We start from the raw sequence: 18,048 nt of genomic DNA, 5'->3' as shown, positions 1-18,048 counted from the left end.
GGTCCTCGCCGTTACTGGATGTCGGAACCGCTGACGCCGGCCGGCAGCGCGGACGGCAGCCACGCGACGCCGCTGAACGCGCCCATGTGGCCGCCCGAACGCACCACCAGCCCGCTGTCGTCGACGGCGACCGGCCCCCGCGCATTGCCGCGCGCGGCCCGAACTGCCTTCACGCCGGCCACGTACTGCGGAAAATAACTGCCGAGCAGATCACTGAGATCGGGCATTTGCGGACCATGCCACGAAATGCCGAATACCGCGCCGCTCGTGCTCAGATATTCGCGCACCACGGTGCCGTTGCCGAACGTGGTCTCGCGTACCGTGTAGAAAGCGGATGTGGTGGATGTGGACGATGCCGCGCTCGATTCAGAACGCATGACACTTTGCGCCGCGCCGCTGGCGGGCTGCACCACGCGGGACGACACCGAGGCGTCGGATGGGGGGGTAAGCGGCGCGCTGCCCAGCGCCGCATGGGCGGACTGCGCGGCCGTCAGGGCCAACAACGAACACGGCAACACGAGCGCCGTGACTCCGACGCGACCAATACGACTCCACATGAGAAGCTCCTCCCGAGCCGCGGAACGCTTCGCCGATTGGGCGAAGCGGCCGCTTATAGGCAGATGATACGGCACCGCCGCGGCCGCAACGCTGAGGGGGGCCGCCTCACCGCGCGACCGCCCGGCGTCGCGCTAGCCGGGTGCCGTACCGCTTTGACCTCGTAGTATGCCTGCGGATTCTTTCAGCGGCGCAAGGCGCGCCCGCGCGCGCGACTTACCCGCCTATTTCTAACAGGAAACCGGACGGAAGATGGGTACTCGGCGCGCATTGAACGCGTGTTTGGCGCGAATCGCGGAGAAGCCAGCAGCCCGGCACGCCTGCCGGGCCGAATCAGTCGATCAGAAACCGAGGCTCGCGAGCAGATCGTCGACCTGCGATTGATCCTGCACCACATCCGTCTTGCCTTCTGGATTGATCTGCGGACCGTTGAGCAGATGCTCGGGGCTGCCCGTCGACGACACCTCCGCCTTGAGAGCCGCGGCGTTCGCCGCGAACTGCTCGCGCCGCTCGAGCGCGATGTTCTCGACCAGCACGCCGAGCAGCTGCTGCTCGATCAGATAGACGACGTCGGTGATCTTCTTGATCACCTGGCCGGTCAGATCCTGGAAGTCCTGCGCGAGCATGATCTCCATCAGCTGCGAGTTGGTCGCGCCGGTCGCCTCGGGCACGCCGCGCAGGAAGGTGCGCGTGTCGTTCATCAGCGCGCGCACTTCCTCGCGCTCGATCGGCGCCGCGTACCACTGCTCCCAGCGCGCGTCGAGCGTGCCCGCGTCTTTCTGCAGCTGCTCCTGGATCGGCTTCGCGACGTCGATCGCCGACAGTACGCGCTCGGCGGCCTGCTCGGTCATGTTGGCGATGTACTTCAGACGATCGCGGGCATCGGGCACGGCTTCGGCCGCGCGCTCGACGTGCTTGTCGAGCCCGAGTTCGCGCATCGAATCGCGCAGCGTGCGCGTAAGTTGTCCGATGCGGGCAAGGATGCGGTCCGACGCGAAGTCGCCGCTGTCGTTGCCCGCTTCGGCGCCAGGCGTTTGGGTCGGCGGCGTCACATCAGCTCCCGGCTTTCGCCATCTTCTCGAGGATCTTGTTGAGCTTCTCGTCGAGCGTCGCGGCCGTGAACGGCTTGACGACGTAACCGCTCGCGCCGGCCTGCGCCGCCGCGATGATGTTTTCCTTCTTCGACTCGGCCGTCACCATCAACACCGGCAGGTGCGCGAGGCTCGCGTCGGCGCGGATTTCCTTCAGCATCGCGAGACCGTCGAGGTTCGGCATGTTCCAGTCCGAGATCACGAACTCGTAGCTGCCGCTGCGCAGACGCGCGAGACCGGCCGCACCGTCTTCCGCCTCGTCGACGTTCGAGTAGCCCAGTTCCTTCAGCAGGTTGCGGACGATCCGGCGCATCGTCGGAAAATCGTCAACCACCAGAATCTTCATTCCCTTGTCCATTTCTTTCCCTTTGCTTGATCCATGTTGCGGCGCTCGGCCACGTCATTCCATCCGGCACGCATCATACCCGCTGAACGCGGTCACCCATCGACGACAAACGCGCCATCACACGCCGGCTCATTTCCGGCAGCGCGGCGATTTCGTCGGCCGCGCCGAGCGCGATCGCCTCGCGCGGCATGCCGAACACGATGCAACTCGCCTCGTCCTGCGCCAGCGTGTAGGCACCGGCCTTTTTCATCTCCAGCAGCCCGGCCGCGCCGTCGCGCCCCATGCCGGTCAGAATCACGCCGACCGCGTTCTTGCCCGCATGTTGCGCGGCCGAACGGAACAGCACATCGACCGACGGACGATGCCGGTTCACCGGCGGGTCGTCGGACAGATGCGCAATATAGTTCGCACCGCTCCTCGCGAGTAACAGATGCGCATGGCCCGGCGCGATGTACGCGTGCCCCGGCAGCACACGCTCGCCGTGCTCCGCTTCTTTAACGGTAATCCGGCACAAACCATTGAGGCGTTGCGCGAAAGATTTCGTAAAGCCCGGCGGCATGTGTTGCGCGATCAGCACCGCGGGCGCGTCGGGCGGCAGCGGCACCAGCACTTCGCGGATCGCTTCGGTGCCGCCCGTCGAGGCGCCGACGATAACCAGCTTCTCGGTACTCAGCAGCGGGTTGTTGAAGAGCGGCGCGGAGCCGACCGGCGCATTCGCGGCCTGCGTGGCCGCATGCTGCGCGGGCGCGGCCTGGCGCACGCGCGCGCGGGCTGCCGCGCGAATCTTGTCGGCGAGCTTTTCCGAGTAGTCGAGCATGCCGTCGCGAATGCCGACCTTCGGCTTGGTCACGAAATCGACCGCGCCGAGTTCGAGCGCGCGCAGCGTGATTTCGTTGCCGCGCTCGGTCAGCGACGACACCATCACGACCGGCATCGGCCGCAGACGCATCAGCTTCTCGAGAAAGTCGAGGCCGTCCATGCGCGGCATTTCGACGTCGAGCGTCAACACGTCCGGGTGGTGCTGCTTGATGAGCTCGCGCGCGACGAGCGGATCGGGTGCCGTCGCGACCACCGTCATGTCCGGCTGGCCATTGATGATTTCGGTCATCAGGCTGCGGATCAGCGCCGAATCGTCGACGCACAATACCTTGATCTTTTGCACAGCGCTCACGCCTCCTCTGTAGTTCTGGCGTTGTTGGAATGAGTCGGGCGCGGGCTCGCGCCGAACAGTTCGATTCTCGGCCGCGCGGCGGCGGCGGCCGGCTTCGCGAACAGCTCGACCCGCTTGCGCGCGGCGGCGAGCCGCTCGGCGCGCGCTTCGGCGCTTTGTCGCACGAGCGCCTGTTCGCGCTCGGCGACGCCCGCTTCCTGTTGCAAGCGCAATTTCTTCACCATCACCTGACCGGTGCGCGGCATGAACGCGACCTTGCGCGGGTGCGAGCCCTGCAGGTCCTCGGCGACGATGCGGATCTTTTCGGTGGCCAGATAGCGGCGCACGAACTCCGAGTTGCGATCGCCGATGTTCATCGTCGTCATGCCCGCGAGCACCGCGCCGCCGCCGAACACCTTGGCCTCGAAGCGCTCGCGCCGGCCGCCCGCCTTGATCAGTTCGTTGATCAGCACTTCCATCGCGTACGCGCCGTAGCGCATCGAGTCCGACGCGGCCTGCGCGACGTCGGCGCCGTCGTCGGGCAGCATGAAGTGATTCATGCCGCCGATGCCCGCGGTGCGGTCCTGGATGCAGGCCGCGACGCACGAGCCGAGCACGGTCACGAGCACCATGTCTTCGCTCGTCGTGTAGAACTCGTTGGGCAACAGCTTCACGCCGGGGCGCTGGAAGTGGTTGTCGTAGTACAGGTTCGAAGCGATCGGCAGCGTGCTGCTCATGCGGCCACCCCGCTCGATTGATGCGCGTCATGCGCGTCGGCGCGCGAGGGCGCGCGCGCACCGCCCGCGTCGCGCGTCAGTTCGTAGACGGTCTGGCCGCGCAGCCGGAACGCTTGCGTCACGTACGTGAAGTTTTCGGAATGGCCGGCGAACAACAGGCCGCCCGATTTCATCAGCGGCTCGAAGCGCGACAGCACCTGCGCCTGCGTCGGCTTGTCGAAATAGATCATCACGTTGCGGCAGAAGATCGCGTCGAACTGCGTGCGCAACTGGTAATCGCGATTGGTCAGGTTCAGTTGCTCGAAGCGCACGAGCGCGCGCACTTCGGGACGCACCTTGACCATCCCCGCATGCGCGCCGGTGCCCTTCAGGAAGAAGCGCTTCAACCGCTCGGGCGACAGGTGCTTGACCTGGTCGAACTGGTAGACGCCGGCCTCGGCCTTCGCGAGCACCTGGGTGTCGATGTCGGTCGCGAGCACCGACGCCTGGCGCGCGCCGCTGTCGCCGAGCGCTTCGAGCAGCGTCATCGCGATCGAGTACGGCTCCTCGCCCGTCGATGCCGCCGAGCACCACACGGACACCGGTTGCGCACGGCGCGGCACGAACTCGGCGAGGATCGGAAAGTGATGGGCTTCCCGGAAAAACGCCGTGAGGTTGGTGGTCAGGGCATTGGTGAACGCTTCCCACTCGGCCGGATCGTTTTCCGCTTCGAGCAGATCGAGATACTGCCGGAACGTATCGATGCCGCGCGCCCGCAAGCGGCGCGCGAGGCGGCTATACGCCATGTCGCGCTTGTGGTCCGACAGCGAGATGCCCGCCCCGCGATGAATCAGGTCGCGGATGCGGGCGAAATCCTCCGCCGTAAATTCGAAGTCGCGGCCCGTCTCGACGGACCTGGCCGGCTCTGTGCCGTCAGGTGCTGCCCGCGCGGGGCGTTGTGTTGCGCGCGTTGCCATCATCAAAATTCCTGTCTGCGATATGAGCCGTCACGCTCGCCTCCCAGCCGGACTGCCCGGGAGGTAGGAATTGTCGTCGCGGGGTCGCGCCCTCCCGCGAGTACCATCGACGTATGGCCGGCTCGCGACACGCGTGCTGCTGCGCGTGTTTCGATGCTTCGCCCATCCGCGCGCGCGATGCCGGTTGACCACATGTCACTCTGCCGTTGCCTAAAACGTTTCCCAGTCCGCGTCCGAGCCCGCCTTCGCCGTGCTCGGCGGAGCGACGCGCGTAGCCGTGTCGGTCGCGACGCGAGCCGCGGCTGCGGCCGGCCGGGGCTTCAATGCCGGTTCGACGCGTGCGGCCGCGTCGTGCTGGGTGGGGGGCGCCGCGCTCGCCGCGGTTGCCTTCGATTCCTTGCTCGCGCCCATCGGGTTCACCGGAGTCGCCGCGCTCGCCGCTTGCGGTGCAGCCTTGGCGAACTTCGCGGGCGTCTGCGCACGCGTCGCCGGGGCGCTCTGACGCGCCGGTGTGCCGGTTACCTTCCAGCCGCCCAGCACCGCCTGCAACTGCCGCGTCTGATCTTCGAGCGACGCCGCCGCGGCCGCCGCCTGTTCGACCAGCGCCGCGTTCTGCTGCGTGACCGAATCCATCTGCACGACCGCGCGGTTCACCTGCTCGATGCCGCCCGACTGCTCTTCCGACGCCGCGCTGATCTCGCCCATGATGTCGGTCACGCGACGCACCGCCTGCACGATTTCGTCCATCGTCGTGCCCGCGCGGCCGACCAGCTCGGAGCCGCTCTTGACCTTGTCGGCCGAATCGCCGATCAGCTCCTTGATTTCCTTCGCGGCGCTCGCGCTGCGCTGCGCGAGGCTGCGCACTTCGCCCGCGACGACCGCGAATCCACGGCCCTGTTCGCCGGCGCGTGCGGCTTCGACCGCCGCGTTCAGCGCGAGGATGTTGGTCTGGAACGCGATGCCCTCGATCACGCCGATGATGTCGACGACCTTGTTCGAACTGGTCGCGATTTCCTGCATCGTCGTGACGACCTGGCTCACCACGTCGCCGCCGCGCGTCGCGATGTCCGACGCGTTGACGGCGAGCTGGCTCGCCTGGCGCGCGTTCTCGGTGTTCTGCCGCACGGTGCCGGTCAGCTGATCCATGCTCGATGCGGTTTCCTGCAGCGACGCCGCTTGCTGCTCGGTGCGCTGTGACAGATCGGTGTTGCCCATGGCGATTTCGCGCGCGCCGGTGTCGATCGATTCGGTGCCGCTGCGGACCGCGCGCACCATCGTCGCGAGGCTTTCCTGCATCCGCTTGATGCCCGCGAACAGACGACCGATTTCATTGTTGCTGAACACCTCGACGGGGGTGGACAGGTCGCCCCCGGCGATCCGCTCGAAACAGGCGGTCGCGTCGTTCAGCGGCTGCACGATGAGCCCGCGCAGCGCGAAACGGATGCCGACCACCACCAGCAGCGCGAACGCCGTGGTCACGCCGATCAGCATGATCATCAGCGACGCGTTCGACTGCGCGCTCGTTTCCTGATCGGCCACGCTCTGCTGCAGCGCCTGGATCACCGCGGCGGCGGCCGCGTCGTAGGCGATGAACATCGGGCTGATCTTCGTGTCCGCGACCGCGTGATACGCGTCGAGATTGTTCGCGTTCAACGCGGCGAATTCGACGTCGACGCCGTCGTGCATCACCGTCGTATGTTTCGCGAGCACATCGTCGAGCAACGGCTGCTCGACACCGTGCTTCGGCGCGTCGAGATACGCCTGCCAGCTCTGCTTGCTCTTGCCGAGCAGCTCCTGCGCGCGATCGAGCGCCTTCTTCGCCTCCTCCGCGTTGCCGGCGGCCGTCAGCGTGTTGAAGCGATCGATCGCGATGCGCGAACGCAACAGATACGCCGACGCATCGTCGAGCGCATGAATCGCGACCAGTTCGCCGCGCGCGATGCGATCGAGCGAGCCGCTCGCGCGATTCAGCGCGGACAGCCCGAGCGCGCCGACTACCACGGTCAGCGTCACCAGAAGAATCCCCACCATCGTCAGCGACGTGCGGATCGACCACCTGCTCAGCATTTTGATGCTCCTTGTGCCGGGTTCCGTTACTGCCTGCGCTCAGGCGCCGAGCGTTTCGATCAGCGACATCTCGGAGCTGGTCATCAGCTTCTCGATGTCCATCAGGATCAGCATGCGGCCGTCGACCGTGCCGAGACCGGTCAGGTATTCGGTCGTCAGCGTCGCGCCGAATTCAGGCGCCGGCATGATCTGATCGACCGCGAGCGTCAGCACGTCCGACACGCCGTCCACGACCATGCCGACCACGCGATGCGCGACGTTCAGGATGATCACGACGGTCTGATGGTCGTACTCGACGCGGCCGAGATGGAACTTGATCCGCATGTCGACGATCGGCACGATGATGCCGCGCAGGTTGATCACGCCCTTGATGAACTCGGGCGCGTTGGCGATGCGCGTCACGTTGTCGTAGCCGCGGATTTCCTGCACCTTGAGGATGTCGATGCCGTACTCTTCCGCGCCGAGCGTGAAGACGAGGAATTCCTGACCGCCGGCGTCCGCCTGCGCGTCGCGGCGGCCATTCGTACCGCTCGCGTTTGCGACGCTCGAATTGATGGATTGGACTTCTGCCACGTTAGCCCCCAAACGGTTGGGATGAATTGAATTGAAGTTGTGTTGCGAATGTCTGTCAGTGCCGCGTTTGCTGCATGCGTTAGGCGACGCTCATCGCCTGCGCATGCCCATGCGCATGACGCGATTCGCGGTTCAGCGCCGCGACGTCCACGATCAGCGCGACGCTGCCGTCGCCCAGAATGGTCGCCGCGGAAATGCCGTGCACCTTGCGGTAGTTCGTTTCCAGATTCTTCACGACCACCTGCTGCTGGCCGACGAGTTCATCGATCAGCATCGCGAAGCGCCGTCCCTCGGTCTGCATGATCGTGACGATGCCCTGCGTCGGCTCCCGCTTCGCATCCGATACGTTGAACACCTCGTGCAGCGCGACCAGCGGCAGGTATTCGCCGCGCACGCGCACCACGCGCTCGCCGTTGGCGACCGTGTAAATGTCTTCGGCTCGCGGTTGCAGCGACTCCATCACGAAGTTCAGCGGCAGGATGAAGATCTCGTTGCCGACCTTCACCGACATGCCGTCGAGGATCGCGAGCGTGAGCGGCAGCACGATCCGCGTGGTGCTGCCCTTGCCCGCGTGCGACGTGATCTCGACGTGACCGCCCATCGACTGGATGTTGCGCTTCACCACGTCCATGCCGACGCCGCGGCCGGACACGTCGGTGACCTGCTCCGCGGTCGAGAAGCCCGGCAGGAAGATCAGGTTCCAGACTTCCTCGTCGCTCATCGTGTCGCTGACCTGCATGCCCTGCTTGGCCGCCTTCGCGAGAATCTTGTCGCGGCGCAGGCCCGCGCCGTCGTCGCTGACCTCGATGACGATGTTGCCGCCGTGGTGCGCCGCCGACAGCACCAGCTGACCGGTCGAATCCTTGCCCGCCGCGCGCCGCGCCTCGACGGTTTCGATGCCGTGGTCGAGACTGTTGCGCACGAGGTGCGTCAACGGGTCGATGATCCGTTCGATGAGGCTCTTGTCGAGTTCGGTCGCCTGACCGAAGGTGACGAGTTCGACCTCCTTGCCGAGTTTCGCCGCGAGATCGCGCACCAGACGCGGGAAGCGGCTGAACACGTAATCCATCGGCATCATGCGGATCGACATCACCGCTTCCTGCAGATCGCGCGCGTTGCGCTCGAGTTGCGCCATGCCGTTGAAGAGCCGGTCGTGCAGCGCCGGATCGAACGTGCTGGTGGTCTCCGCGAGCATCGCCTGCGTGATCACCAACTCGCCGACCAGGTTGATTAGCTGATCGACCTTCTCGACGCCGACCCGAATCGAGCTGCCTTCGGCGCCGGCCGCCGCGGCGGCCGGACGGGCCGCCTTGCGGTCCTGATCGGCGGACGCGGCCGAAGCCGGTTTGGCCGCAGCCTGAGCCGCCGCGGGTGCCGCTGGCGGCGACTCGATGCTGTCCGCCTGACCGGGCGCGCTTGCGGCCGAAGCGGTGAGGGCCGCCGGGGTCGACGATGCTGCGGGCTCCGTGTGAAGGACCGGCTGCGCCTGCGCTTGCGCCGCGGGAGCGGCGGGCGCGACCTGCGCAGTTTGCGCCGGTGTCGGAGCGGCAGCGTCGGGCGTTCCAGGTTCGCCCTGCTGCGCGTCGTCCACCGGCGCGGTGCCACGGCCGATCGTGATCTGACTTTCGTCGATCACGAAGCAGCACACGGCGATGATGTCGTCGGAAGATACGTCGCTCGAGAGCCACAGCATCAGATCGCTGCCGCTCTTGACCTGCCCGACGATGTTGCCCAGGTTGCCCAGCTCTTCGGTGAGCAGTTCCTGGTCTTTCTCTCCCACGCCCCGTAGCGTAATTTTCATATGTGGGCCGGCGCTGTCGGCCGTGCCCGCGGCTTGTCCGGTCTGTGCCGGTTCGCCGTCGATCCATTCGCCCGCCGCTTGCACCGCCTGTTCGACGACGTGCTCGGGCGGAGTGCCGCCTTGCTGCTGTACCGCGGTTGCTTGTGTTGTTGTTTGGGTTGCCGTCGCCTGCGCTGCTGCGGGCGCGGGTGCGCTCACGGCCGGCGCGGTTTCGGCGCTCGCCGCCGCTGCCGGCGCGCCGCCCATGCGGCTTTCCGCGTGCAGCTGCTCCAGCTTCGCGCAGATCGCACGCGCCACCGCCGCATCGGGCTCGGCGCTCGCGCGATAGTCGGCGAGCTGGCCGGACAGCACGTCCTTGGTTTCGAGGAACGTGTCGATCATGTCCTTGCGCAGCACCAGCTCGTTGTTGCGCGCGCGATCGAGCAGCGACTCGAGAATGTGCGTGGTCTCGGTGAGCGCGGTGAAACCGAACGTCGCCGCGCCGCCCTTGATCGAATGCGCGGCGCGAAAGATCGCCGCGAGGTCTTCGGGGTCCGGGTGGGCCACGTCGAGATTGAGCAGCAATTGCTCCATCTGCGCGAGCAGTTCGTCCGCTTCGTCGAAGAACGTCTGATAGAACTGTGTGATGTCGAGTGTCATGCCTGGTTCACCGCGAGAGTGCCTGTTCTGGCGTGAGCTGCCGTAGAGGCGCGTCGAGAGCTATCTGTACTGTGTCTAAAGGTGCTGATTGCGCGGATCAAGCCGGGTCCGGTTCGGCCAGCGCCGCCACCAGCTCGGTCAGCATGTCCGGGTCGAGCGGCTTTTCGATCCAGCCGGTCGCGCCCGCCGCGCGCGCAGCCTCTTTGAAGGGTTCGCCCGATTCCGTCGTGAGGACGAGGATGGGCGTCGCCTGATAGGCTGGATTTCCGCGCAACGCGGTGATCAGATCGAGACCGGTCTTGCCGGGCATGTGCTGGTCGGTCAACACGAGATCGAACGCCATCGCGAGCGCGTTTTCGAGCCCTTCGTTGCCGTCCGCCGCGAGCGTGACTTCATAGCCGGCGCCCGTCAGCGTCGCGGCGAGGATCTGCCGCATCGATGCCGAATCGTCGATTGCCAGGATGTGCCTGATCATGAAAACCTCGCTGCGCTTAACACTGGGGCGCCGGGCGGTGCGCGCCGGTCGGGCGCGCGCCGCGGCCCGGCGGCCGCGGTCTGTTACTGGGCCGGTGGCGCCGCCGCCGGCAACTTCGGTGCAGCCGTCACCGGCTGCGCAAGTTTTTGCAGCAGCGGCTTCGAGCCGGCTGCGTCGTCCGACAGGGTCGTCGTCGTGGAGTCGTCGTGATCGAGCGCCTCCTCGGACTTCCTGTTCAACACGATGATGCTGATGCGACGGTTCTCCGGATCGAGCGGGTCCGCCTTGTTCAGGTTCTGCGTCGACGCGAGACCGAGCACGCGCATCACCTTCGCTTCGTCCATGCCGCCCGCGACCAGTTCGCGCCGCGATGCGTTGGCGCGGTCGGCCGACAGCTCCCAGTTGCTATAGCCCTTCTCGCCGCCCGCGTACGGCACGGCGTCGGTGTGACCTTGCACGATGATGCGGTTCGGCACGTCGTTCAGCGTGTGGCCGATCTCGCGCAGAATGTCGCGCATGTACGGCTCGACGACGTCGCGCGCGGTTGCGAACATCGGCCGCTTCTGCGAGTCGACGATCTCGATGCGCAGGCCGGTCAGCGTCGAGTCGATGCGGATCTGCTGCTTGAACTGGCGCAGCACCGGGTTCGCCTCGATCGCGGCCATCAGCTTGACCTGCAGGTCGTGCAGGCGCACCTGTTCCTGGCGTTCGAGCGCGCCCGTCAGCTGCTTCACGGAGTCGTCGTCGTTGTGCGACGCGGTGCGCTCGGCGCGGCTGCTGCTGCCGTCGGTCGAGCGGGTCACGCCCTGCGCGTCGGTCGAGATGTCGCGACCGCCGCCCTTCAGGATGCTCGAGTCTTCGGCGCTGCGATCGCCGCCCCACAGCGTGATCTTCAACGGCTGGTTGAAGTAGTCGGCGATACCTTTCAGCTGCACGGTGGAGGCCGAACTCAGCAGCCACATCAGCAGGAAGAACGCCATCATCGCGGTCATGAAGTCCGCGTACGCGAGCTTCCACGCGCCGCCGTGATGACCGGACTTTTTCGGCGCGCTGCGCTTGACGACGATTGCGCGGTCTTTGTCCTTGCTGCTCATCGATTCGGTTCCCGTCGCCGTCTTATTTCGCCTTGACGCGGCGCACGTGCTCTTCGAGCTCGGCGAACGACGGGCGCTCGGTCGAGAACAGCACCTTGCGGCCGAACTCGACCGCGATCGCCGGCGCGTAGCCGTTCAGGCTCGCGAGGATCGTCACCTTGATGCACTGGAACATCTTGGTCGACTCGGTCACGCGCTGCTCGGCGACGCTGGCGAGCGGCCCGATCAGCCCGTACGAAAGCAGAATGCCGAGGAAGGTGCCGACGAGCGCCTGAGCGATCATTTCACCGAGCACCGCGGGCGGCTTGTCGGCCGAGGCCATCGTGTGCACGACGCCCATCACCGCGGCGACGATCCCGAACGCCGGCATCGCGTCGCCGACCTTGGTCAGCGCGTGCGCGGGCGCCTCGCCTTCCTGGTGGTGCGTCTCGATCTCCTCGTCCATCAGGCTTTCGATCTCGAACGCATTCATGTTGCCGCCGACCATCAGTCGCAGGTAGTCGGTCAGGAACTCGATGATGTGCTTGTCGGCGAGGATCTTCGGGTACTGCGTGAAGATCGGGCTCTTCGACGGATCGTCGATGTCGGCTTCGAGCGTCAGCGTGCCTTCCTTGCGTGCTTTCGCGAGCAGCACGTACAGGAGCCCCATCAGCTCCATGTAGACGTCCTTGTTGTACTTCGCGCCCTTGAACAGGGTCGGAATTACGCGCAGTGTCGCCCGGATCGTCTTCATCCCGTTACCGAGAATGAATGCGCCGAGTCCGGCGCCGACGATCATCAGCACCTCGACGGGTTGCAGCAGCGCGCCGAGATGGCCGCCTTCGAGCGCGTAACCGCCGAAAACGGACAACAGCGTCACGAGTGTTCCCACGAAAATCAGCACTGCCGAGCCCTCACAAAAAAAGCGACGGTTACCGTCGTTAGTCAGGTTTACGGCACCGAGGCGGAAAACTTTGGGGAAAAAGACGGCGCTCGAGTCCGGTGTAAACCAGAGGCTTGCTCTGCCTCAGCATGTGCTGCTCAGACTTCGGCGTTGACGGGGGTATCGAGCGTGGGGGCGGGGCGGCGGGCCTCGTGAGCTCGCGCGTCGGTCACTTGCGGCACCTCGGCCGGGATTCCGGCGACGGCGATTTGCCGCTCGGCCCGCGTTTGCGCCGCCTTCTTCGTCTTGCCCGCGCGCGACGGCGGCTGACACAGCCCGCAAACGAAACCGTGCTGCGGATCGTGCGCGTGCGCGACGAAGTGGCCGCCGCAGCGGCGGCAGGCGCTCATCTGCAGCATGCCCGAGTCGAAGAAGCGCACCAGCGTCCACGCGCGCGTGAGACTGAGCACCGGCTCGTCGTCGTGCAACTGCACGTGCTCGAGATACAGCCGGTAGCTCTTGACGATCGATTCGATCGCGCGGCAGCCGCCGTGACCGGCCATGAAACGGTAGATGTTGTAGAACAGCGACGAATGAAAGTTCGGCTGCCAGGTCATGAACCAGTCGGTCGAAAACGGCAGCATGCCCTTGGGCGGCGACACCCCTTTCAATTCCTTGTACAGCTTGACGAGCCGGTCGCGCGACAGGCTGGTTTCCGCCTCCAGCAATTGCAGACGCGCACCCAGTTCGACCAGCTCGATCGCGAGGGTGATTTCCCGGACTTCGAGTACGACGCTCTTACTGGCCATCAGCCGATCTGCTCGACCGGCTGGCTCGCCATCAGGATCGCCGAATGAGCCTGCGCGATCGCGCTGGACTTGTCCTTGTCCGCGAGGGCGGACAGCACCGCGTGATCGTCGAAGCGGAAGCGGCACAGCATCTGGTTGGACGCCGCGAGCTTGACGGTCTGCGCCAACGACAGATTGGCGAGCACGTCGGCCAACTGGTCCGAAATACCCATGCGGAACATGCCCATCGGCTTGTCTTCGCGCAGCAGACGCTGGGCGAGCAGCAGATAGGAAAGATTGACTTCCCTGATCTCACTGAGCATATGGCTAGTCGTGCTCATGATTTCCCCCGTTCGTATGCCCGGCTGGTCAGGCCGATTTTTTGCGGAAACGTTTGCTCGAACGCGCGCGCTGAATCCGCGCGAATCCGCTCGTCTCTGGTCTTGCAAGCATTGTCTCGAAAGGGGGCACAGCCGAAAATCGGAGAGACACCCCAGCTCGGTGACGGATTAATCCGTCATTTGTGTAGGAATTATTCCTACAACTCGGGTTGCGGCGAGCCACGAATTGGGATGAATTGATGCGCGGGGCGGGACTGACGATGCGCGCTGGGAATTTATACGGCAGCGGCGTGTACCGGATGGTGAGTTTTCAGAACCTCACCGGCGCACCGTTAAACGGTGGCAAAGAATTATAAGACGTTTTCAACCGGCTGCAATCTGGCTCGGTTAGAGACCTTTTTCGGCCACCCGACCCTCGGGCCCGCCGTTTGCTATGGTGCATTTCGCCTGTCGAGCCTTGATTGAGCCGGTGGAATTACGCTTCCCGATTATGGGGACCCTTTGCGGCTCGACCTTGCGCGGCAGCTGTAACGGTCCATGTTTCGCGCTGTAACAACATTAAGCGTTTGAAAAATAGCTCGAATTACCGCCGTCGATCCCGATAATGAAGGCTAAGGGATTACCCGATAGTCATTTCGGAGCCCGCTCGGGCGGGGCAAACCGCGCCCAACCGTCCGGTTCGGCATACGCACCACGCGCCATTCAGCCGTCGTGCGAAGCCCCGGTAAGTATCAAAAATCCGCATGGGATCTGGGTCGGCGCCACAGCGCCAACTTCGATCGACACAGGAGAAAACGCATGCGAATCGCACAAATCGCGCCGCTCTACGAAGCTGTCCCACCGAAACTCTATGGCGGCACCGAACGTGTCGTGTCGTATCTGACCGAAGCGCTTGTCGAACTCGGCCATGACGTCACGCTGTTCGCGAGCGGCGACTCGGTCACGTCCGCCAATCTGGAGGCATGCTGGCCGCGCGCGCTGCGCCTCGATCCGACGATTCGCGATGCATTGGCGCCGCACGTGCTGATGATGGAAAAGGTCCGCAAGATCGCGCACGAGTTCGACGTGCTGCACTTCCATCTCGACTACATGCCGTTCCCGCTATTCACGACGATCGACACGCCGTTCGTGACCACGCTGCATGGTCGTCTCGACCTGCCGGAATTACAGCCGGTGTTCGACGCGTTCTCGCATGTGCCGGTCGTGTCGATTTCGGATTCGCAGCGTCTGCCGCTGCAGCAGGCCAACTGGCTCAACACGATCTATCACGGTCTACCTGACCAGTTGCTGACGCCGCAGCCGCACAAGAAGCCCGAATATCTCGCGTTCCTCGGCCGCATCTGTCCGGAAAAACGCGTCGATACAGCTATCAGGATCGCCGCGCAAAGCGGTCTGCCGCTGAAGATCGCCGCCAAGGTGGACAAGGTCGACATGGAGTACTTCAAGCGCGAGATCGAGCCGCTGCTGTCGATGGCGCATGTCGAGTTCGTCGGCGAGATCAACGAGGCGCAGAAACCCGAGTTTCTGTCGGGCGCGAAGGCGCTGCTGTTCCCGATCGACTGGTCCGAGCCGTTCGGCCTCGTGATGATCGAGTCGATGGCCTGCGGCACGCCGGTTATCGCGTTCAACCGCGGCTCCGTGCCTGAGGTGATCGACCACGGCGTGACCGGCTATATCGTCGAGGACGTGCAAGGCGCGGTAGCGGCTCTGCAGCGTCTCGACGAGCTGTCGCGCACCGAAATCCGCGCCCAGTTCGAACGCCGCTTCAGTTCGAAAACGATGGCGCAGAACTATGTCGACGGCTATTCCGCCTTGATTGAAACGTCGCGGCGCCCGGTATTGCGCCAGGTCGCGGTCGGCTAGGTGCGCGTGAAAACCGGCCGGTGCTTTAACGGCTGGCCGTTTTCGGTACGCTTTGAAGCGGCGCAGTGAACCTTCGCCTATAACGCCCAATAGCGGCGAGTCGGGCATCGGAATCGTTTGCGCGAGCTAAAAACGAAGTCTTTTGGCTGCCGGACGCGAAAAAGCCGCCCTGTATGGGCGGCTTTTTTAATACAGGGATGGTTGCGCTTCCACGGTGGATTAGCGCGCGGCGAATAAGCCAAACAGCAAAGAAACCTTCAAACCGCCTTCACCCGGTCTCACATCAGGTCGGGCGGGCGTCACGCCGAGCCAATCAAAAAGCGCTCGCGATTCTTGCCGACGATCCATTTGGGCGGCTTGCCGCGCCCGCTCCATGTATTGCCCGACTTCGGGTCCTGATATTTCGCCGGCAGCGGCGTCTTCTTGGGCGGGCGGCCGCGCTTGGCGGCGACCGCAAAACCGAGATCCTGCGCGGTCAGACCGTATTCGGCGATCTTTTGGCGGATGTCGGCGACGACATTGTCGATTTCCGTGCGTCGCGCTTCTTCTGCCTGCGCCTGCAATTTGGCAATCTGCGCCTTGAGGTCTGCATATTGAGACATTCGGTTCTCCCCTTTCTAGAACTCATTCGACCGCAGACTAGCTGCAATTATAGAAATTCGCAATGGCGACTAATACCGGTTTAGCGAATTTCCTCTGATAATTATTAAAGTGCGTGAATTGTAAAACCTCCGCTTTATCTCGCAATAGTTTATAAATTTTGTCCGAATTGACAATCCTTGACACCCGGTTTGGCGCTGTCCGCCTAGAATTGCGCGCTCAAGGTACGTACTCGCCCTTTTCGATGCGTGCTTCTGAAGTACCCATTCTTTTTAGGATCACCAAACATGCAGTTGTCAAAGCGCGTCGTTGCCGAATTGTTCGGCACCTTCTGGCTCGTGCTCGGAGGCTGCGGCAGCGCGGTCCTCGCCGCCAACTTCGCCGGGCCGGTTCACGGATTGGGCATCGGCTTCGTCGGCGTGTCGCTGGCCTTCGGCCTGACCGTGCTGACGATGGCTTTTGCGATCGGCCACATTTCGGGCTGCCACCTGAATCCGGCGGTGAGCGTCGGACTGGCCGTCGCCGGCCGATTTCCGGTGCGCGATCTTCTGCCGTATGTCGTCGCGCAGGTTGTCGGCGCGGTGCTCGGCGCATTCGTACTGTCGCTAATCGCGTCGGGCAAGCCTGGCTTCGACCTGGTCGCGAGCGGCTTCGCTACGAACGGTTACGGCGAGCAATCGCCGGGTCACTACTCGCTCGCCGCTGCCTTCATTTGCGAAGTGGTAATGACTAGCTTCTTCCTGTTCGTGATTCTCGGCGCGACCGACCGCCGCGCGCCGGCCGGCTTCGCGCCCATCGCGATCGGCCTGTGCCTGACGCTGATCCATCTGGTCTCGATTCCAGTCACCAATACGTCGGTCAATCCCGCACGCTCGACGGGCCCGGCGCTATTCGTCGGCGGCGTGGCGATCGATCAGCTGTGGCTGTTCTGGGTTGCGCCGATCATCGGTGCGGTGATCGCGGGTGTCGTCTATCCGCTGATCGCCGAGGATCGCAGCAGCGATGCGAGCAGGCTGGCACTCGACTGACGGCCAGTTCGACGCGCCGGTCTCGTGATCGTCGCGTAGTCGGCATGAATGGGCGCCTCGGCGCCCATTATTCATTGCGCTCGCCAATGCGATATGAATGCCGCCTCGGCCGCGTGGCGGTGGGCACCGCTGCTAGAATCGGGCGACTTCCCAGCCTCGCACAGGTGCTTTCGATGAACCGTTTCCGCGGATTCCTGCATGGCGTCGCACTGTCGCTCGGCGGCCTGTGCGCGAGCACGATGGCGTTGCCGGCCGCGTCCGCGGCGACGAACACGGCGACCGCCGTTGCGACCGCGGCCCCCGTCGTTGCCGCGGCGGGCGGCAATATCGAAACCCTCGTATTCGTTCGACACGGCGAGAAACCCGCGCAGGGGTACGGCCAGCTAGACTGCCAGGGGCTCAACCGTGCGCTCGCGTTGCCGGCCGTGATCGCCGCCAAATTCGGCAAACCCGATGCGATCTACGCGCCCGACCCCGGCCAGCAAAAAGACGACGGCGGTCATCCGTACTATTACGTGCGCCCGCTCGCGACGATCGAACCGACCGCGATTCAATTCCAGATGCCGGTCCAAACACCGTACGGGTTTGCGCAGATCGACCAGCTCGGCAACGCGCTCGTCGACCCGGCCAATCGCGGCAAGCTCATCGTCGTTGCGTGGGAGCACAAGCTGATCGAGACGCTGTTGCGGCAGATGTTGAGCGCGCATGGCGGTCGCGCGGCCGACGTGCCGAAATGGCAGAGCGACGACTTCGACAGCATTTACATCGTCCGACTCGACTGGCAGAACGGCACGCCGCGCGCGAGCTTCAAACACGATCGCGAAGGGCTCGACGGGCGGGCAACCGATTGCCCTTGCGCGGCCTTGCCGGGAGTGTCGGCATCTTCGGCAGGGGCGGCCTCTTCCGCAACTTCGGCCGCTTCGGCGCCTGCGGCGGATTAATTGAGCAATACAGATGTAAGCCGCGTTTACGTGCGCCGGCGCGGCAAGCGGCAAGCGTGCGCGACCAGCCGCCTGCCGGCTTGAATTGATCCGCCGCAAAGCCCCGTGCGGCGCGGCTGCAAGCGAAACAAGGTGACTGCG

At 64.7% G+C, this 18,048-nt stretch carries 18 protein-coding genes; 3 read left to right on the top strand and 15 right to left on the bottom strand.

What is annotated here, in order from left to right; translation table 11 throughout:
- Nucleotides 1–11: 11 nt before the first annotated feature.
- The 14 genes from OKW44_RS30295 to flhD all read right to left on the bottom strand — a co-directional run bounded on the left by OKW44_RS30295 (nt 12) and on the right by flhD (nt 13,475).
- The gene (locus OKW44_RS30295) at nt 12–557 is read right to left on the bottom strand and encodes a DUF2844 domain-containing protein (protein WP_018418780.1); all 546 of its coding nucleotides are present in this window, start codon (nt 555–557) and stop codon (nt 12–14) included.
- A 339-nt stretch (nt 558–896) separates the two neighbouring features.
- The gene (cheZ, locus tag OKW44_RS30290) at nt 897–1,607 is read right to left on the bottom strand and encodes a protein phosphatase CheZ (protein WP_018418781.1); all 711 of its coding nucleotides are present in this window, start codon (nt 1,605–1,607) and stop codon (nt 897–899) included.
- Between the two features lies 1 nt (nt 1,608).
- Nucleotides 1,609–2,004, bottom strand: a complete 396-nt coding sequence (cheY, locus tag OKW44_RS30285; protein ID WP_018418782.1) for a chemotaxis response regulator CheY — start codon at nt 2,002–2,004, stop codon at nt 1,609–1,611.
- 61 nt (nt 2,005–2,065) lie between these two features.
- Nucleotides 2,066–3,154, bottom strand: a complete 1,089-nt coding sequence (locus OKW44_RS30280; RefSeq protein WP_026225511.1) for a protein-glutamate methylesterase/protein-glutamine glutaminase — start codon at nt 3,152–3,154, stop codon at nt 2,066–2,068.
- Nucleotides 3,155–3,159: 5 nt separating this feature from the next.
- Nucleotides 3,160–3,879, bottom strand: coding sequence for a chemoreceptor glutamine deamidase CheD (cheD, locus tag OKW44_RS30275; protein ID WP_018418784.1), 720 nt, complete (start codon nt 3,877–3,879; stop codon nt 3,160–3,162).
- A complete protein-coding gene (locus OKW44_RS30270) occupies nt 3,876–4,838 on the bottom strand; it encodes a CheR family methyltransferase (RefSeq protein WP_018418785.1) in 963 nt (320 codons plus the stop codon). Before OKW44_RS30270 ends, cheD begins: the two co-directional genes overlap by 4 nt.
- A gap of 207 nt (nt 4,839–5,045) precedes the next feature.
- The gene (locus OKW44_RS30265; RefSeq protein ID WP_018418786.1) at nt 5,046–6,902 is read right to left on the bottom strand and encodes a methyl-accepting chemotaxis protein; all 1,857 of its coding nucleotides are present in this window, start codon (nt 6,900–6,902) and stop codon (nt 5,046–5,048) included.
- A gap of 39 nt (nt 6,903–6,941) precedes the next feature.
- Nucleotides 6,942–7,475 (bottom strand): chemotaxis protein CheW, encoded by a 534-nt coding sequence (locus OKW44_RS30260; RefSeq protein ID WP_018418787.1) that lies wholly within the window; start codon nt 7,473–7,475, stop codon nt 6,942–6,944.
- A gap of 79 nt (nt 7,476–7,554) precedes the next feature.
- Nucleotides 7,555–9,915 carry a chemotaxis protein CheA gene (gene cheA / locus OKW44_RS30255; RefSeq protein WP_018418788.1) on the bottom strand — a complete coding sequence of 787 codons (2,361 nt, stop codon included), beginning with the start codon at nt 9,913–9,915 and terminating at the stop codon, nt 7,555–7,557.
- A 97-nt stretch (nt 9,916–10,012) separates the two neighbouring features.
- Nucleotides 10,013–10,390 carry a response regulator gene (locus OKW44_RS30250; RefSeq protein ID WP_018418789.1) on the bottom strand — a complete coding sequence of 126 codons (378 nt, stop codon included), beginning with the start codon at nt 10,388–10,390 and terminating at the stop codon, nt 10,013–10,015.
- A gap of 83 nt (nt 10,391–10,473) precedes the next feature.
- Nucleotides 10,474–11,484, bottom strand: a complete 1,011-nt coding sequence (gene motB / locus OKW44_RS30245) for a flagellar motor protein MotB (RefSeq protein WP_018418790.1) — start codon at nt 11,482–11,484, stop codon at nt 10,474–10,476.
- A gap of 22 nt (nt 11,485–11,506) precedes the next feature.
- Nucleotides 11,507–12,367, bottom strand: coding sequence for a flagellar motor stator protein MotA (gene motA, locus OKW44_RS30240; protein WP_018418791.1), 861 nt, complete (start codon nt 12,365–12,367; stop codon nt 11,507–11,509).
- A gap of 137 nt (nt 12,368–12,504) precedes the next feature.
- Nucleotides 12,505–13,155 carry a flagellar transcriptional regulator FlhC gene (gene flhC, locus OKW44_RS30235; RefSeq protein WP_018418792.1) on the bottom strand — a complete coding sequence of 217 codons (651 nt, stop codon included), beginning with the start codon at nt 13,153–13,155 and terminating at the stop codon, nt 12,505–12,507.
- Nucleotides 13,155–13,475, bottom strand: coding sequence for a flagellar transcriptional regulator FlhD (gene flhD / locus OKW44_RS30230; protein ID WP_026225512.1), 321 nt, complete (start codon nt 13,473–13,475; stop codon nt 13,155–13,157). The genes flhC and flhD overlap by 1 nt, the downstream gene beginning before the upstream one ends.
- A 798-nt stretch (nt 13,476–14,273) precedes the next feature.
- On the opposite strand from flhD, the gene OKW44_RS30225 reads away from it, so the two are divergent.
- A complete protein-coding gene (locus tag OKW44_RS30225; protein WP_018418794.1) occupies nt 14,274–15,338 on the top strand; it encodes a glycosyltransferase family 4 protein in 1,065 nt (354 codons plus the stop codon).
- Nucleotides 15,339–15,637: 299 nt separating this feature from the next.
- Here OKW44_RS30225 and OKW44_RS30220 read toward each other — a convergent pair whose 3' ends face one another.
- Nucleotides 15,638–15,940 carry an H-NS histone family protein gene (locus OKW44_RS30220; protein WP_013090908.1) on the bottom strand — a complete coding sequence of 101 codons (303 nt, stop codon included), beginning with the start codon at nt 15,938–15,940 and terminating at the stop codon, nt 15,638–15,640.
- A 285-nt stretch (nt 15,941–16,225) separates the two neighbouring features.
- Here OKW44_RS30220 and aqpZ point away from each other — a divergent pair, with 285 nt between their 5' ends.
- Complete coding sequence (gene aqpZ / locus OKW44_RS30215; protein ID WP_018418795.1) at nt 16,226–16,966, top strand: aquaporin Z; 741 nt, start codon at nt 16,226–16,228, stop codon at nt 16,964–16,966.
- 173 nt (nt 16,967–17,139) lie between these two features.
- A complete protein-coding gene (locus tag OKW44_RS30210; RefSeq protein WP_018418796.1) occupies nt 17,140–17,907 on the top strand; it encodes a hypothetical protein in 768 nt (255 codons plus the stop codon).
- Nucleotides 17,908–18,048 lie beyond the last annotated feature (141 nt).

This window comes from Paraburkholderia lebeckiae (genome assembly GCF_050436325.1).
GTDB lineage: Bacteria > Pseudomonadota > Gammaproteobacteria > Burkholderiales > Burkholderiaceae > Paraburkholderia > Paraburkholderia tuberum.
Note: the sequence above shows the minus strand (reverse complement) of the source record. Positions and strands in the feature narration are given on the sequence as shown.

Coding starts and splice junctions, on each gene's coding strand:
- OKW44_RS30270 (WP_018418785.1), bottom strand. CDS start 4,838: ATGATGGCAACGCGCGCAACACAACGCCCCGCGCGGGCAGCACCTGAC.
- OKW44_RS30250 (WP_018418789.1), bottom strand. CDS start 10,390: ATGATCAGGCACATCCTGGCAATCGACGATTCGGCATCGATGCGGCAG.
- OKW44_RS30220 (WP_013090908.1), bottom strand. CDS start 15,940: ATGTCTCAATATGCAGACCTCAAGGCGCAGATTGCCAAATTGCAGGCG.
- cheD (WP_018418784.1), bottom strand. CDS start 3,879: ATGAGCAGCACGCTGCCGATCGCTTCGAACCTGTACTACGACAACCAC.
- motB (WP_018418790.1), bottom strand. CDS start 11,484: ATGAGCAGCAAGGACAAAGACCGCGCAATCGTCGTCAAGCGCAGCGCG.
- flhC (WP_018418792.1), bottom strand. CDS start 13,155: ATGGCCAGTAAGAGCGTCGTACTCGAAGTCCGGGAAATCACCCTCGCG.
- aqpZ (WP_018418795.1), top strand. CDS start 16,226: ATGCAGTTGTCAAAGCGCGTCGTTGCCGAATTGTTCGGCACCTTCTGG.
- OKW44_RS30295 (WP_018418780.1), bottom strand. CDS start 557: ATGTGGAGTCGTATTGGTCGCGTCGGAGTCACGGCGCTCGTGTTGCCG.
- cheY (WP_018418782.1), bottom strand. CDS start 2,004: ATGGACAAGGGAATGAAGATTCTGGTGGTTGACGATTTTCCGACGATG.
- OKW44_RS30265 (WP_018418786.1), bottom strand. CDS start 6,902: ATGCTGAGCAGGTGGTCGATCCGCACGTCGCTGACGATGGTGGGGATT.
- flhD (WP_026225512.1), bottom strand. CDS start 13,475: ATGAGCACGACTAGCCATATGCTCAGTGAGATCAGGGAAGTCAATCTT.
- OKW44_RS30210 (WP_018418796.1), top strand. CDS start 17,140: ATGAACCGTTTCCGCGGATTCCTGCATGGCGTCGCACTGTCGCTCGGC.
- OKW44_RS30225 (WP_018418794.1), top strand. CDS start 14,274: ATGCGAATCGCACAAATCGCGCCGCTCTACGAAGCTGTCCCACCGAAA.
- cheA (WP_018418788.1), bottom strand. CDS start 9,915: ATGACACTCGACATCACACAGTTCTATCAGACGTTCTTCGACGAAGCG.